Annotated in this window: 17 protein-coding genes; 1 reads left to right on the top strand and 16 read right to left on the bottom strand. The window is 47.3% G+C overall.

Annotated features, from left to right (window positions below; translation table 11 throughout):
• Window positions 1-49 precede the first annotated feature (49 nt).
• The 15 genes from AC9UEP_RS01215 to AC9UEP_RS01145 form a co-directional block, all read right to left on the bottom strand.
• The gene (locus AC9UEP_RS01215) at window positions 50-544 is read right to left on the bottom strand and encodes an amino-acid N-acetyltransferase (RefSeq protein ID WP_509543276.1); all 495 of its coding nucleotides are present in this window, start codon (window positions 542-544) and stop codon (window positions 50-52) included.
• 3 nt (window positions 545-547) lie between these two features.
• Window positions 548-2,056: a lysine--tRNA ligase gene (gene lysS, locus AC9UEP_RS01210; RefSeq protein ID WP_509543274.1), complete on the bottom strand. Its 1,509-nt coding sequence runs from the start codon at window positions 2,054-2,056 to the stop codon at window positions 548-550.
• A 34-nt stretch (window positions 2,057-2,090) separates the two neighbouring features.
• Window positions 2,091-2,858 carry a type III pantothenate kinase gene (locus tag AC9UEP_RS01205; protein WP_509543272.1) on the bottom strand — a complete coding sequence of 256 codons (768 nt, stop codon included), beginning with the start codon at window positions 2,856-2,858 and terminating at the stop codon, window positions 2,091-2,093.
• Window positions 2,859-2,860: 2 nt separating this feature from the next.
• Window positions 2,861-3,685 carry a carboxylating nicotinate-nucleotide diphosphorylase gene (nadC, locus tag AC9UEP_RS01200; protein ID WP_509543271.1) on the bottom strand — a complete coding sequence of 275 codons (825 nt, stop codon included), beginning with the start codon at window positions 3,683-3,685 and terminating at the stop codon, window positions 2,861-2,863.
• Window positions 3,682-5,295 (bottom strand): L-aspartate oxidase, encoded by a 1,614-nt coding sequence (locus AC9UEP_RS01195; protein ID WP_509543268.1) that lies wholly within the window; start codon window positions 5,293-5,295, stop codon window positions 3,682-3,684. Before AC9UEP_RS01195 ends, nadC begins: the two co-directional genes overlap by 4 nt.
• Window positions 5,292-6,062 carry a 4-phosphopantoate--beta-alanine ligase gene (locus AC9UEP_RS01190; RefSeq protein ID WP_509543263.1) on the bottom strand — a complete coding sequence of 257 codons (771 nt, stop codon included), beginning with the start codon at window positions 6,060-6,062 and terminating at the stop codon, window positions 5,292-5,294. The genes AC9UEP_RS01195 and AC9UEP_RS01190 overlap by 4 nt, the downstream gene beginning before the upstream one ends.
• A gap of 50 nt (window positions 6,063-6,112) precedes the next feature.
• On the bottom strand, window positions 6,113-6,559 hold the full coding sequence (gene folK / locus AC9UEP_RS01185; RefSeq protein ID WP_509543261.1) for a 2-amino-4-hydroxy-6-hydroxymethyldihydropteridine diphosphokinase: 447 nt from the start codon (window positions 6,557-6,559) through the stop codon (window positions 6,113-6,115).
• Window positions 6,556-6,912: a dihydroneopterin aldolase gene (folB, locus tag AC9UEP_RS01180; protein ID WP_509543259.1), complete on the bottom strand. Its 357-nt coding sequence runs from the start codon at window positions 6,910-6,912 to the stop codon at window positions 6,556-6,558. The genes folK and folB overlap by 4 nt, the downstream gene beginning before the upstream one ends.
• Window positions 6,909-7,664, bottom strand: a complete 756-nt coding sequence (folP, locus tag AC9UEP_RS01175) for a dihydropteroate synthase (protein WP_509543257.1) — start codon at window positions 7,662-7,664, stop codon at window positions 6,909-6,911. Before folP ends, folB begins: the two co-directional genes overlap by 4 nt.
• 6 nt (window positions 7,665-7,670) lie before the next feature.
• Window positions 7,671-8,282, bottom strand: coding sequence for a GTP cyclohydrolase I FolE (gene folE, locus AC9UEP_RS01170; RefSeq protein WP_509543255.1), 612 nt, complete (start codon window positions 8,280-8,282; stop codon window positions 7,671-7,673).
• Window positions 8,279-10,348: an ATP-dependent zinc metalloprotease FtsH gene (ftsH, locus tag AC9UEP_RS01165; RefSeq protein WP_509543253.1), complete on the bottom strand. Its 2,070-nt coding sequence runs from the start codon at window positions 10,346-10,348 to the stop codon at window positions 8,279-8,281. Before ftsH ends, folE begins: the two co-directional genes overlap by 4 nt.
• 8 nt (window positions 10,349-10,356) lie before the next feature.
• The gene (gene hpt, locus AC9UEP_RS01160) at window positions 10,357-10,908 is read right to left on the bottom strand and encodes a hypoxanthine phosphoribosyltransferase (RefSeq protein WP_509543251.1); all 552 of its coding nucleotides are present in this window, start codon (window positions 10,906-10,908) and stop codon (window positions 10,357-10,359) included.
• Between the two features lie 31 nt (window positions 10,909-10,939).
• Window positions 10,940-11,899, bottom strand: a complete 960-nt coding sequence (tilS, locus tag AC9UEP_RS01155; protein ID WP_509543250.1) for a tRNA lysidine(34) synthetase TilS — start codon at window positions 11,897-11,899, stop codon at window positions 10,940-10,942.
• A gap of 175 nt (window positions 11,900-12,074) precedes the next feature.
• Entirely contained in the window at window positions 12,075-12,866 is a 792-nt protein-coding gene (locus tag AC9UEP_RS01150) for a DUF2705 family protein (RefSeq protein ID WP_509543248.1), read from the bottom strand.
• Window positions 12,863-13,771, bottom strand: coding sequence for an ABC transporter ATP-binding protein (locus tag AC9UEP_RS01145; RefSeq protein WP_509543246.1), 909 nt, complete (start codon window positions 13,769-13,771; stop codon window positions 12,863-12,865). Before AC9UEP_RS01145 ends, AC9UEP_RS01150 begins: the two co-directional genes overlap by 4 nt.
• Window positions 13,772-13,807: 36 nt before the next feature.
• On the opposite strand from AC9UEP_RS01145, the gene metZ reads away from it, so the two are divergent.
• Window positions 13,808-15,031 (top strand): O-succinylhomoserine sulfhydrylase, encoded by a 1,224-nt coding sequence (gene metZ, locus AC9UEP_RS01140; RefSeq protein ID WP_509543244.1) that lies wholly within the window; start codon window positions 13,808-13,810, stop codon window positions 15,029-15,031.
• Here the strand turns inward: metZ and AC9UEP_RS01135 are convergent.
• Window positions 15,013-15,882: a heme o synthase gene (locus tag AC9UEP_RS01135; protein ID WP_509543242.1), complete on the bottom strand. Its 870-nt coding sequence runs from the start codon at window positions 15,880-15,882 to the stop codon at window positions 15,013-15,015. The two genes, metZ and AC9UEP_RS01135, sit on opposite strands and share 19 nt — an antisense overlap.
• Between the last annotated feature and the right edge of the window lie 21 nt (window positions 15,883-15,903).

The raw sequence follows: 15,903 nt of genomic DNA, 5'->3' as shown, positions 1-15,903 counted from the left end.
CCCTAGATATGGGGTGAATATTCCCACATTTAACCAGCGGTACCGGGTGCTAGAGAGTGCGGAGCATGCGGGTGTTGCCCAGGGTATTTGGCTTGACTGACTCGAGATCCAGGAATTCGGCGACGCCAGCATCGTAGGAGCGAAGCAGCTGCTGATACACGTCGTGGTCAACGGGTGTGCCATGAATCTCTTCAAAACCATGCCGGCCAAAGAACTCAGTTTGAAATGTGAGACAGAAGATTCGCTGCACTCCAACGGTGCGAGCTCGCTCAATGATTGCTTCCATAATCAGATGTCCAACACCCTTTTTATGCCAATTCTTAGCCACCGCAACTGTTCGCACTTCTGCTAAATCTTCCCAGAGCACGTGTAGTGCTCCACAACCAATAATTACACCATCTTCTTCGGCGATGATAAATTCTTGAACGCTTTCATAGAGAGTGACAGTTTCTTTTGCCAGCATTTGTCCAGGCGCGGCATAAGTATCGACAAGTTCGCGAATTGCCTTTACATCAGCGGTCTTAGCCGAACGAATGACTGTCATTAGTTAATCAACTTCCGGTTTTACTAGTGGAAACAAAATCGTTTCGCGAATACCAAGTCCTGTTAGCGCCATGAGTAAACGATCGACGCCCATTCCCATTCCACCCATTGGGGGCATACCGAACTCCATGGCACGTAAGAAATCTTCATCTACTTGCATCGCTTCTAAATCACCTTTAGCGCCAAGCTGAGCCTGCTCCACTAAACGATTACGTTGAATCACTGGGTCAATAAGTTCGGAATAACCGGTTGCTAATTCAAATCCGTCGACATAGAGATCCCATTTTTCAACCATGCCTGGAAGCTCACGGTGAGCACGTACCAGAGGTGAAGTGTCTACCGGATAGCCCATCACAAAGGTTGGCTCGACTAACTTATCTTTTGCCACATGTTCAAAAATCTCTTCGGCGAGCTTTCCTGTTACCCACTTTGGGTCGATCTTCATGCCGAGTTTTGTTGCATATTTCTTCAGTTCATCGATGGAAGTCAACGCCGTTACTTTCTCGCCCACACCTTCAGAAATTGCGTCGTAGAGTGAAATCTCTTTCCAGGTGCCACCAAGGTCTGCTTGACGTCCGTCATGATGAGTAACAACGTGAGAACCCGACACAGCAACTGCTGCATTTTGAACTAGCGAACGAGTGAGATCAGCGATCGTGCGCCAATCTCCATATGCCATATAGGACTCGACCATTGCAAACTCTGGTGAGTGAGAAGAATCAGCGCCTTCATTGCGGAAATTTCGATTGATTTCAAAGACCCGCTCAATCCCACCCACTACGCAACGCTTTAAGAAGAGTTCTGGGGCGATGCGCATATATAAATCCATGTCATAAGCATTGCTGAATGTCTTAAATGGGCGCGCTGTTGCCCCACCATGCATAACTTGCAGCATTGGTGTTTCTACCTCAATAAAACTCTGCGAATTAAAAGTTTCGCGAAGTGAGCGCATGACATTCGGGCGCATACGAGCAGCGCTCCGTGCTTCTGGGCGAACAATAAGATCGACATAGCGCATACGAACGCGAGTCTCTTCCGACATCGGCTTGTGATCATTAGGAAGTGGTCGCAGCGATTTCGATGCCAGGGTCCAGGAATTAGCAAGTATGGATAACTCACCGCGCTTAGAGGTAATGATTTCACCGGTAACTGAAACGATGTCGCCTAAATCAATATCTGATTTCCAGGCATCTAGTTGCGCCTCACCGACTTTATCCAGGGATAACATCGCTTGCAGCTCTGTTCCATCACCTTCGCGCAGCGTTGCAAAACAAAGTTTTCCAGTGTCACGCTTAAAAATTATTCGCCCAGTAAGGCTTTCAATATCTCCGGTAGCGATATCGGTTTCAAAACCCACGTATTTTTTACGAATTTCTGAAAGCGATTTTGTGCGAGCAACCGCCACTGGATATGGCTCAATTCCACGCTCAATCAGGCTGGCGCGCTTCTCGCGACGAATCCGAAGTTGCTCCGGTAGATCATCCTCTTGTGCGGGTGAGTTATCGCTGGTCATAGTGGAGCCGAGTCTATCGTTTTTACCGGTAGAACTAGTGAGAGTTCTTCTCGTGGATAAGGCGAAGTCCAATCAGAGTCAGGTCTGGCTCATGTTTATCAATGGTTTCTGAAACTCCAATGATGAGCGGGGCTAATCCACCCGTTGCAATCACTATCGGTGCTTTCTCATAACTTTGCGCAAGTTCATCAGTGATGCGTTCGACAAGGCCATCAACCTGTCCCGCAAATCCATAAATCGTTCCTGATTGCAAAGCTTCTACAGTGTTCTTGCCGATAACGTTCTTTGGCTTGATTAGCTCGACTTTTCGTAGTTGCGCGGCACGTGCAGCTAGCGCATCGACCGAGATTTCAATACCGGGCGCAAGTGCGCCACCTAAAAATTCACCTTTTGGAGAAACAACATCGAGGTTTGTAGAAGTTCCAAAGTCGACCACAATTGCAGGTCCGCCATACAAAGTATGAGCAGCTAGGGTATTAACTATTCGGTCAGCACCTATCTCCTTGGGGTTATCTACCAATAGTTGCACGCCAGTCTTTGTTCCTGGTTCCACGATTGTCACTGGGGTCTGGCTGAAGTAGGTATCAATCATGGTTCGCAATTCGCGAAGCGTTGCCGGAACAGAGGAACAGATTGAAAGTGCGGCAACTTCATATCCGATAACAAGTGCGCTGTATTGCAACCATAATTCATCAGCAGTTGTGCGGGGATCAGTCTTTACCCGCCAAGATCTCATGAGAGTTTCTTTCTCAAATACTCCTAGCACCGTATTTGTATTTCCTACATCGATTGTTAATAACATGCTTACTCCGCTCTCATATCTAGGCCGATATCTAATACAGGTGCGCTATGTGTCAGCGCACCAATTGCTAAGTAGTTAACGCCGGTTTCGGCATACACTCGTGCATTCGTCAGTGTGATTCCACCCGATGCTTCGAGTTTAAATGCACCCGCTACCAGTGCCACCGCCTTCGCGCAGAGTTCTGCACTCAAATTATCGAGTAGGACGCAATCAGGTTTCAGTGCAATCACTTCTGCTAATTGATCGAGGGTATCGACTTCAACCTCGATCTCTGCCTTCGGATTCTTCTCCCGCACCCGGTTGAAAGCTGCCGTGACTCCACCTGCTGCTGCAATGTGATTATCTTTAATGAGCGCGGCCACACTTAAATTCATTCGATGATTGCTTCCGCCACCCATGCGAACAGCGTACTTTTCTAAGACTCGCATCCCTGGCGTTGTCTTTCGCGTATCTCTGATTGCGCAAGGGGTTCCTGCAATTGCATCAACCCAGGTGCGAGTGAGTGTGGCAATTCCTCCCAGATGTCCTAGGAAATTAAGCGCAGTGCGTTCTGCCAGCAAGATTGCACGAGTATCACCACGCACGCTCATGAGAACTGTTCCCTTGGCGATCTTCGCACCATCGGCCACAAATACCGAAATATCTTTCAAGCCCACTTCTTCCAGAACAGCGCGCGCCATATCAATGCCAGCAATAACGCCCTCGCTGCGAGAAACGAAATCCGCAACGACTCGTTCACTTCCAGAGACCGTGGCAATCGAAGTGATGTCTTGCCCACCATCTAGATCTTCAGCAAGTGCACGTTTAATGAGTTCGCGATCAATCATTGATTGCTTACCTCCTGATAGCCAGTTGTCCAGTATCCAGTTTGATCAAGTTGTTGCACAATACGCTTTCGCCATTGATTACTTGATTCTGGGAAATCTTCCCGCCAGTGCGAACCACGTGTCTCTTGCCGAATCAGCGCTGCTTTAAGAATAGCTTGCGCTAATTGAAAAAGGTTTGTTGTTTCCCATGCTTCCACACATGGCTGCACGCTAGTTTTATCTTCAATACGTGTGAGATCAGAGCTGGTGCGCACCAATGAATCTGAGGAGCGCAATACACCCGCGCCCCGGCTCATACTCACCTGAATATCGTGACGTACTGCTGGGTCAAGAAGTATGGCTCGTGAAACATTTTCTACTGGCTCACTAAATTCAGGAAGGTTCGATGCGATATCTGAAGCGATGCGTGCACTAAATACAAGGCCCTCTAGTAATGAATTAGATGCCAGACGATTGGCTCCATGCACGCCAGAACATGCGGTTTCACCGCACGCATAGAGACCATTGACGCTGGTTCTGCCATTGAGATCTACTCGGATACCACCGGATGCATAGTGAGAGGCAGGCGCTACCGGAATTAACTCTGTCAGTGGATTAATTCCATGTGTAATACAGGATGCATAAATAGTTGGAAATCTCTTTTCAAATCCCTCCAGGTGGCGCACATCAAGCCACACATGCTGTGCATGATTCTTATTCATTACTCGCATAATTGAAATTGCCACAACATCACGAGGAGCTAACTCGGCAAGTGGATGAATTTCTTTCATAAATCTATTCCCTTGATTATCAAGGAGATAGGCACCTTCACCTCGCACGGCTTCGCTGATCAGTGGCTGTTGGCCTTCAGAGTTATTTCCTAACCATAAAACAGTGGGATGGAATTGAATAAATTCCACATCAGCAACTTTGGCGCCCGCACGAAGTGCCAGCGCTACTCCATCTCCTGTTGAAACAGAAGGGTTGGTAGTTTGAGCAAAGACTTGTCCGAGTCCGCCGGTTGCCAAGACAACAGCCTTAGCAATTGCGCGGCCAACACCGTCGCGACTACCGACTCCAATCACGTGCAGAGTGACGCCACAAATATCGCCAATATCATTTTTAAGGGCATCTAAGACAAGTGCATTTTCAACAACTTCGATTTCTGGGTCGTTCTGGACAGCAGCCAGGAGCGCTCGTGAAACCTCGGCACCTGTTGCATCACCGCCTGCATGAATAATTCGATTGCGTAGATGTCCGCCTTCGCGAGTAAGTGAAATCTCGCCACTTGCCTCTTTATCAAAAATAGCACCGCGTTCAATAAGTTTGCGGACCGCTTCTGGTCCTTCAGTAACTAATACTCGAACAGCATTGACATCACACAGTCCAGCACCTGCAACCAAAGTATCTTTCTCATGCGCCTCAGGTGAATCACCATCACCAAGGGCGGCAGCGATTCCACCTTGTGCCCATTTGGTCGAACCTTCATCCACACTTGCTTTTGTAACAAGCAGAACAGATAAACCAAATGTTCGACATTGCAGTGCGGTAGTAAGCCCAGCTATTCCAGAGCCAACAACAATGACATCTGCTTGCGCAGTCCAGCCAGGTGCTGGGGCTAGTAACCTCATGAGCGCTGCACCATCTGCCTATTGTCAATCAAACGGAGCCCATTTATCCACCCGGCAACAATTGCGCGAGCATGAGTTGTATCGCTTCTCACTGGTAGGAAGCTGTCTTCGTCGATGAGGTCTGCATAATCGAGTGTAAAAAGTGGCTGCGCTGCCAGTGCTGCGCGTAATTCGCTCTCATTCTCAGATGCAAATAGAGCTTGAGAGATCACGGTCGCTGCTGCTCTGCCTTCGGGCGTCAATCGAATATTACGCGATGACATCGCCAAGCCATCAGTTTCACGAATAATTGGGGCCCGAATAATCTTCACATCACCGGCGATTTCCTCAACGAGTTTTAGTTGCTGAAAATCTTTCTCGCCAAATATTGCAGTACTTGGCTTGAGCAAATCAAAAAATCTACGGACCACAGTCAATACACCATCAAAGTGCCCTGGTCTTGATTTACCTTCATACAGATATGAAATTGGGCCAGCGGTAAGCACAGGGTGATCTTTCGGATAAATGTCTGCATAAGGCGGTAACCACACATGTGTCACACCGTTTGCTGCCGCTAATTCAATATCAGCTTCTGGGGTTCTTGGATATTTTGCTAAATCTTCGGAGCTCTCAAATTGAAGTGGGTTCACAAAAATACTAACCACCACGTTCTCGCTGTGTTCTTTAGCAATCGACATCAGTGAAGCGTGCCCGGCATGAAGCGCGCCCATTGTGGGAACAAATGCGCAGCCTGAAGGAAGCTGACGAACATCTGTTACTACTTTCATGGCTCCAGTCCTTTCAGGTACCGGGCAGGCAGCGCACTAAGTCTAAAGCGTTATTGCAATTGCTCCAAAAGGTGAGAAATTTTGCCGTGGGTAAGCAAAATTGCATCAGGCTCAATCTCACTCCAGGGTTGCAATACAAAGCGTCTTTCATGCGCCCTTGGGTGCGGAAGTTTCAACTCTTCGGCGCTACTGAGCAGTCCGCCATATTGAATGAGATCTAGGTCAATAGTTCGAGGGCCCCATCGCTCCTGGCGCTCTCGACCAAGAGTTTTTTCAATGCCATGCAAAAGTGAGAGTAGATCTGCTGCAGGTAATTCACTTTCTAGAATACACACTGCATTGATGTAGTCGGGTTGTTCCGGGCCTCCCACGGGTTTGGTGGTGTGCAATGAAGAGACTGCAATAACTTCGGTTGCAGCTCGCAACATGGTCAGTGCTAAATCAATCTGCTCATGGGGATTACCAATGTTGGCTCCCAGTGCAACTACTGCTTTCATCGCGAGACAGTTACTGCGATATCTGCGACCTCGGCCGAAACAGGCGCTTTGGGCTTATGCACCGTCACCGTCACGCGCTTAATCTTCTGATGAGATACCTTAATTCGATCTGCAATTCTTCCAGCAAGTCTTTCAATCAATTGCACTCGAGTGCCAGTAATTTCTTCCACCACAAGATCGGCAAGAGCGCCGTAATCAATGGTGTCTTCTAAATTATCTGTTGTGCTCGCCTTTGATAAATCTAACGCTATCTCGAGATCGACATAGAAGTCTTGTCCATTTCTTGCTTCATGGTCAAAGACTCCGTGATAGCCAAATCCGTGGATTGCCTTAATTGAAATAACATCACTCATGCGTTGATTGCATCCTTATTCACCTTCACACCATGAACTCTAACTCCCCAAATACCTTTACCCACAAGTGATTGCGTAACCGCAACAGTGGCTTCTTCCCGTGAGTCTGGAGTGTCACCACCCAGGAATCTCTTACGAGAATGCCCCATAAGAACTGGGTAACCCAGGGCAATGAATTCGTCGATGCGCTTTAATATCTCCCAGTTGTGTTCGGCATCCTTTGCAAATCCGATACCTGGATCAAGAATTATGTTCTCCCGCTTAATACCGGCAGCTAGTGCCTTATCTAGTTGCAGCGTTACTTCCTCGATAACTTCACTCACTACATCCGTGTAAATAGCCTTCGAATTCATATCTGCTGAGTGACCCCGCCAATGCATCAGGGTGTACTTGCAACCTAATTCGGCAACAGTTGCAAACATATCTGAATCCGCAGCTCCGCCGCTAACATCATTAACGATGCTGGCTCCTGCACGCACAGCTAACCGCGCTGTCTCTGCCCGCATAGTGTCAACACTTAATGTTACGCCCTTGCCAGCTAGGCCTTCAATCACGGGAATCACGCGCGCTTGTTCTTCCAGAGCCGATATTCGTTCGGCGCCTGGGCGAGTTGATTCGCCACCGATATCGATGATGTCAACACCCTCATCAATCATTTCCAAGCCACGGGTTATTGCAATGTGTGTCTCAAAATTTACTCCACCGTCGGCAAATGAATCTGGTGTGACATTGAGAATTCCCATCACAAGCATGGTGATTTATCGATTCGTAATAAGACTGATTGCTTCGGCGCGAGTTGTTGGATCGCGCAGAACTCCGCGTACTGCAGAAGTTGTTGTTCGTGCCTGAGACTTTCGCACACCACGCATTGACATGCACAGGTGCTCGCAATCAATAATGACAATTACCCCCATTGGCTTAAGTATTTCAACGAGTGCGTCAGCAATCTGAGTTGTTAGTCGCTCTTGCACTTGGGGTCTATGGGCGAAGAGATCAACTAATCGTGCAACTTTGGAGAGCCCAGTAATTTTTCCGCTCGGGATATATCCAACGTGAGCTACTCCATGAAATGGAGTCAGGTGGTGTTCGCAATGTGAAAATACTTCAATATCGCGAATAATTACTAACTCTTCATGTCCAATATCAAAAATGGTTGTTAATACATCTTCTGGCTTCTGCCACAGTCCCTCAAAGTTTTCGGCAAAAGCACGAGCAACGCGAGCTGGTGTTTCTTTCAAGCCCTCACGATCAGGATCTTCACCAAGGGCCAATAAGAGTTCGCGGACCGCCTTTTCCGCACGCTCATGATCATATGGATGTGATGCACCTCCATCGTGGGGACCCATTGATACTGAAGAAATATCGCTCACTCTGAGGTTGCCTTCTTCACGCGCCGCGCCTTCTTAGCTGTATCAGGTGCAGCGGTAATGATGCGTTCTGGAATATCTACCGGTGGAGTAGAAGAAGGCGTGCGTGTTTCTGATCCTGTCCATGCCGGACGATTAGGCCATGACCGCACCTTGGTAAATATCTGTGCAATCTCTTCTTTGTTGAGCGTTTCTATCTCAAGCAGTTTAATTACCATTTCATCAAGAATTGTTCTATTCACTTCAAGAATGTCGTAGGCCTCTTGATGCGCAGTTTCAATCAATTTACGGATTTCAGCATCAACTACTGCAGCAACGTTCTCTGAATAATCTCGCTGATGTCCATAATCACGGCCCATAAATGGTTCTGATGCATCGGTTCCTAATTTGATTGCGCCAATTGCTTCAGTCATTCCGTATTGCGTCACCATTGCGCGAGCAAGAGCGGTCGCTTTTTCAATGTCATTTGATGCACCAGTTGATGGATCATGGAAGATGAGTTCTTCGGCGGCACGCCCACCGAGTGAATACGCCAACTGATCAAGGAGTTGGTTACGTGTAGTTGAGTATCTATCTTCATCAGGAAGGACCATGGTGTAACCAAGTGCCCTACCGCGCGGCATGATAGTTATTTTGTGAACTGGATCAGTATGTGGAAGGGCATGCGCAACAAGTGCGTGACCTGCTTCGTGATAGGCAGTGACACGGCGTTCTTCTTCAGACATCAACCGTGACTTGCGCTGTGGACCAGCCATGACGCGATCGATAGCTTCATCTATCTGAGTATTGCCAATTGATTTCTGACCTTCGCGTGCAGAAAGCAATGCTGCTTCATTAAGCACATTTGCCAGATCTGCACCAGTAAATCCCGGTGTTCTGCGAGCGTATGCAACAAGTTCAACTTCCTTTGAAATTGGCTTGTTCTTTGCATGCACCTTCAGAATGTCTTCGCGGCCCTTGAGATCTGGGCGCTCGACTGGAATCTGACGATCAAAACGTCCAGGACGAAGAAGTGCCGGGTCAAGCACATCGGGACGGTTTGTCGCAGCAATGAGTATCACTTGGCCATTAGCTTCGAAGCCATCCATCTCTACCAGAAGCTGATTCAGAGTTTGTTCGCGTTCATCATGACCGCCACCCATACCTGCACCACGTTGGCGTCCTACCGCATCTATTTCATCTACGAAAACAATTGCGGGTGCATTCGCCTTTGCTTGGTTAAACAAATCGCGAACTCGGGCAGCGCCAACTCCAACAAACATTTCTACAAAGTCAGAGCCGGAAATTGAGTAGAAAGGAACTTTCGCTTCACCAGCAACGGCGCGCGCAAGAAGTGTCTTTCCTGTTCCTGGCGGGCCGTAGAGAAGTACTCCCCTTGGAATTTTGGCACCGAGTAACGCGTATTTAGCTGGATCCGCCAAAAAATCTTTAATTTCTTCTAGCTCGGCAATAGCTTCATCAGCGCCTGCAACATCATCAAATGTATTCTGCGGAACATCATTATCTTGCAGCTTTGCCCGTGATTTACCAAATGAAAATACTCGGTTTCCACCTTGTGCTTGGCTCATCAACCAGAAGAAGAGAAAACCAATAATCAGTATTGGACCGAAACTAAAGAGAATAGTTGTCAGTACTGATGTCTTTGGAACATCTACTGTCCAGCCTTTTGCTGGCGGATTAGCGGTGAGTTCATCGATAAGGGTGGGTTCTTGGCGAGCAATATAAGAAGCCTCAACTTTTGTCGCACCTTTAATTGTCTTTCCACCACTTAATATAAGGCGAATCTTCTGACTTTTATCAATAAGAACAGCTGACTCAACTTCAGATTGTGAGATTGCAGCAATTGCCTGGGAAGTCTTAATCTCGGTATATCTATTTGTGGCGCTGGAGATCTGTCCAAAAATCGTCACGCCCACAATGGCGATGATGATCCAAAAGAGTGGTCCTCGGAGAAGTTTCTGAGCACGAGTTTGCGGCGTCGCCTTCACATTCTTTTTTGTAGCACTCTTTTCCTTAGACTTTTTAAATTTATCCAATGGAGACTTACCTAGGGGTGTTTGGGAAGACATGGAGCTCCTTATGAGTACATGTGCTTGGCAAGCACACCGATAAATGAAAGGTTGCGATACTTCTCATCGAAGTCGAGTCCATATCCGACAACAAACTCTTTTGGAATATCAAAGCCCACGTATTTAACATTAACGTCCACTTTGGCAGCATCAGGCTTACGGAGTATCGCAAGAATTTCAACAGATGCCGCACCGCGAGAAAGTAAGTTTGATTTCAGCCATGAGAGCGTCAGACCTGAGTCAACAATGTCTTCCACAATTAAAACATGGCGTCCGGTGATGTCGCGGTCAAGGTCTTTTAGGATGCGAACCACACCACTTGATTTTGTGCCAGAGCCATATGAAGAAACAGCCATCCAATCCATTTCAATGTGTGTTTGCATCGCACGAGTTAGATCTGCCATTGCCATGATTGCACCTTTAAGAACACCAACAAGAAGGACTTGCTTATCTTTGTAATCGGCATCAACGCGTGCTGCAAGTTCTAGAATCTTGGCAGACAATTCTGCTTCCGTTGCAATTACTTTTTCAACATCTGTGCCGACTGCTGCGAGATCCACCGAGTGTGCTCCTTAAGTCTATGAATCGAACCTACTGGTTTGAGAGCGAAAGTCTGCCCGAAATTCGCTCAACCTTCACACCACCCGGCAGGCTCACTAGCCCCTGACCGTGCCAAGAGGTGATTAGCGCCTCAACTGCCCCGATATGGTCAGCTGAAATCGAGCCTGAAGGTGCACCAGCTGCATAGATTGCGCTGCGCAGGATGCGAGTTCTAATCGCTCGCGGCAGCAGTTCTAGCTCAGAGCACGCTAAATCTGTGAGGTCATATCGCGCAGCTTCAGTGGCGGCAATCGCGTCAAGGGCATCAGCATCATCTCGAAGCAGTGCGGCGCTGCGAGCCAGTGCTGCTGCGATGCCGGGGCCGATCTGTTCTTCCATTACTGGAAGAACTTCCAGGCGAACTCTCACTCTAGAAAAATCATGGTTTTCGTTATGAGGATCATTCCAATATTCAATTCCAAATTCAGTGCAGGCTTCTTCGGTCTGCGCGCGAGTGAGTGAGAGAAGTGGCCGTAGATAAATTCCATTTTCAATTGCCATTCCGGAAAGTGAGCGAGTTCCAGATCCGCGAGCTAATCCGAGTAGGACGCTCTCTGCTTGATCATCTCGTGTGTGGCCAAGCAAAACTTTCACGGCGCTTTTTTCAGCAGCAATTCTTTGTAGCGCTTCATATCGAGCACTTCGTGCACCGGCCTCTAGCCCGGATTCAAGTGAAACCTTTACCTTAGCAACCACCACATCCTGATAGCCCAGTGCTCTCAATTGTTTTTCGACTTTCGCTGCTTGATCAGATGATTTCTCTTGCAATTGATGATCGATAGTGACTGCAATGGCCTTGATTGCAAGCGGGGATGATTCGACAAAAGTTGCATAGGCAAGTGCTAGTGAATCTGTTCCACCAGAGACTGCAACAAGAATGCAATCGCCAGCTTCACATCTTTGGAGTTGCTCTCTTACTGCGTTACGAATTGCAACTGATGCCTGCGCCATGGGTCTAGGTTAGACCCGGCAGGTCTATCTGCGGCATAATCAAGTCCAGCACAGTCAAACGAGTTTGGACCTTCTAAGCCCTGCGATAAGGGTGAGTCTGACTAAGCGTTGGCTACCGCGGATTGAAGAAGAAGTCAGATGCAAATAATTAATTAGGGCAATTGGCCTTGTTTCGTTAGTTAGCCACATCTCTTCGAGAGAAAAGCGTTGCAGCGACAATCGATCCAGCCAATACATAAAGAGTTCCCAGAATTAACGCATGCGAATATGAAACATCTGGGCTACCACCTTGGGCAATTACTGATAGTTGATTTCCAGGCATCCAATCCAGTGTTACTGGTTTAACGGCGCCGATGAGATTTTCAATAATGAGAAGCCACAAAACTCCGATGGAGATTGCTGAAATTGGTGAGCGAAAGAGCAGTCCTAAGACCATTCCGACGATGCCAAAGTAGATCACTGAAATGCTGACATTAAGTAGAGTCTGACCGATTGCATGGAAGCCCGGTGCCGTAAACCATAAATCTGTCACAACTTTGGCACGGCCAGATAAAGCAACGGAAATCCCAATACTCACGATGGCCGAGATAATTACTAAAACGAGCGCAAAGAGTTTCATAGCAATTAATTTGCCAGCTAAAATTCGAAGTCGCCCAGGTTGGCGTACAAGCAGATTTCTTAAAGTTCCGTAGGTGTACTCCTGCGCAGTCTGTGCGGCAAAAACGCAGAGTGCAATGACCCCAAGTAACCCACCCACTGACGCAAATCCAAATACAGAGCCCCCAGCTAATTCCAGAACTTCTCGACTTACCTGGCGCCCACGATCTGAGTTTCCTCTTTCAGAGTCAATCATGAGGTAGAGAAAAATACTCGTGAGACCAGTGAAGAAAAGTGCAGCACCTATAGTGCCAAGAAAAAGCGTTGGCCTGCGCAACTTGCGCCATTCGGCCATAATCACGCGAATCATGAACGATCTCCAGTCATTTCAAAGAATGTCTCTTCCAGGTTAGGAAGTTGTGGAGCAAGTTGAGTAAGGACAATGCCTGCTTCAAAAGCTTTTTTATTAAGAGTTCCCGCCCACTCTTCTGGACCTTCAATATGTGCAACTTCAGAGCGGATAGTGGCCTTATGTCCATCTTGCTCGGCAATCTCAATAATTTTCTGCAGGTCTGTGAGGTTTTGTGTCTTCACCAAAATCAGTGGCTGCTGCGCTTGCATAAGTTCTAGAAGTGGGCCTGCAAATACAACTTCGCCTTTTCGCAACATAACGATGTATTCACTGATGAGTTCTAGCTCTGAAAGTAGATGTGATGAGACGAAAACTGTGGTGCCCTGTGAAGCTAGCTTTTTGAGTAAGTCGCGAACTTCTTGAATACCTTCTGGATCTAATCCATTGGTTGGTTCATCTAGTATCAAAATCTTTGGATTCGGCAGCAGGGCTGCAGCAATACCCAATCGCTGCTTCATGCCAAGTGAATACGTTTTATATTTCGATTGACCGCGCCCCTCGAGTCCAACCATTCGAATGAGTTCTTCTACTCGAGCTACCGGAAAGCCACCCAAAGTTGCCAGGACTTTAAGATTTTCCACACCTGACAGCGCCGGATAAAAGGCCGGCCCTTCAATCATCGCGCCCACTTGTGAAAGGTATTTATCTGGGTGATTGATGGATTGCCCAAGAATTTCCGCAGTTCCGCCCGTAGGTGAGATCAAGCCGAGCAGCATACGAATAGTTGTTGTCTTACCCGCTCCATTAGGACCAACGAACCCACAGATGGTGCCCAGGGGAACTTCAAAATTTGCGTGCGAGACTGCAAAGCCAGAATCGTATTTCTTGCTGAGATCTTTGACAGATATCGCGATAATAGTCATATGTGCAATTTACCATCCAAACCTTAGAATGCTCTTATGAGTAAAGAGGTCTGGGGTTATCACGAACACCCAAAACGTCGCGAGCCCGAGTGGGTAGTTCATCCTCAAACTTCAGCAGTTCGCGAAGGACTTGCTCGTTCTGGATTCGGTGAGACATCTGAGGCGCTCTATCTCAACAGCGGATTTACCTACACCGATTCACAAGAAGCAGTCGATGCTTTTACCGACCAAACCGATCATTTTCTCTATAGCCGCTTTCATAATCCAACTGTTGCCATGTTCGAAAAGCGCTTGGCAGCCATTGAAGGAGCAGAGCACTGTGTAGCAACCGCATCTGGAATGGCAGCAATGTTTGCATCCCTAGCTTGTATTCTCGAAGCTGGTGACCATGTCGTTGCTTCAGCTGCGATGTTTAGCTCATGCCATGTTGTTATTACTGAAATCTTGCCTAAGTGGGGCGTGACTTACGAATTAGTTAAAGCAAATGATAAAGCTGGCTGGGAGAAAGCACTGTCTAAGAAAGTTAAGGCAGTATTTCTTGAAACTCCAAGTAATCCACTCCTTGAAATTGTTGATATCAGATTTGTCTCAGATTTGGCTCACAAAGTTGGCGCAACCGTGATTGTTGATAACGTGATGGCATCGCCTGTTTTGCAAAAGCCGCTGGAACTGGGTGCGGATGTAGTGATGTATTCAGCAACGAAACACATTGACGGTCAAGGACGAGTCCTTGCGGGCGCAATTCTCGGATCGTTTTCGTATATCTTCGAAAAATTGATTCCTTTCGTTCGACATACCGGACCAACGCTGAGTGCATTTAACGCCTGGGTACTTGTGAAGTCACTTGAAACTATGGAACTTCGCGTTATGCGCATGTCAGAAAGCGCGCAGGCTATTGCGGAATTCCTTGAAGGACACCCAAAGATTAAGAGTGTTCGCTACCCAGGCTTGCCTTCACATCCAGATCACGAATTAGCTAAGAAACAAATGAGTGCTGGTGGAACGACTATAGGTATTGAATTTGCTGGTTCACAGCGAGAAGCCTTTGCTTTTATGGATGCACTCTGTGTTATTGATATTTCAAATAACCTCGGCGACAGCAAGTCGCTGATTACTCATCCTGCTTCGACTACTCAGCGGCGCCTGAGCGCTGATGATCAGGTGAAGATGGGAATTACACCATCTGTTCTTAGACTTTCAGTCGGTTTAGAACATATCGATGATTTGATCAAAGATTTAAATCAAGCACTCAATAACTGAGCCACGACAAGTAATACTGAGAGTAAACTCAAGTAAGTTATCGACCAATGGAAGATTCCTGCCGCGACTTTATTATAATTATCTGAATCTTCTTTAAGTGCAAATAACTGGAATGTAAAGACTGCTCCAAGAAGTACGGTGGCACATAGAACCCACACTGGCAGTCCTGCCAATTGAATCAAGGCTGCAGAGGAGACCACCATTGCAATCGTGTGAAACCACATCTGATTGATGACGTTAGATTGTGTTGATACCGAGGGCAACATAGGAATTCCTGCCGCCGAGTAATCATCTTTATATTTAATTGCAAGGGCCCAGAAATGAGGTGGTGTCCAGAAAAAGACCACCAGAAAGAATGCGACAGGAACGAGCGTGAGCGATCCTGTAACAGCAGCCCATCCAATAAGAACTGGCATACAACCAGCTGCGCCACCCCAAACAATATTTTGTGAAGTGTTGGGCTTAAGAATGATTGTATAAATGACTACATAGTAGAAAATTGCTAACGCCGCAAGAAGAGTTGCTAATTCGGTTGTAAAGATTTGAAAAATCACAAGAGATATAACCGTTATTGCGGAAGCGAAGATAATTGCATGAGTTCGGGTAATAGATCCTGTTACTAAAGGCCGCTTTGAAGTTCGGGCCATTAGCTTGTCGGTTTCGACCTCAAGCACCATATTGAAAGCATTTGATGCGCCTGCTGCTAACGTGCCACCGACAAGGGTCGCTGCAACCAAACCAAAACTTGGTAGCCCTTTTTCTGCCAAAACCATGGCAGGTAGAGTTGTAATTATTAGGAGTTCAACCACGCGTAACTTCATCAGGTCTAGATATGCGCGCACTAACTTCATACGCATAGCCTACCTTTTTGC

This window comes from Candidatus Planktophila sp., from assembly GCF_040402315.1.
Lineage (GTDB): Bacteria > Actinomycetota > Actinomycetes > Nanopelagicales > Nanopelagicaceae > Planktophila.
This window is presented reverse-complemented; position numbering and strand designations above follow the sequence as displayed.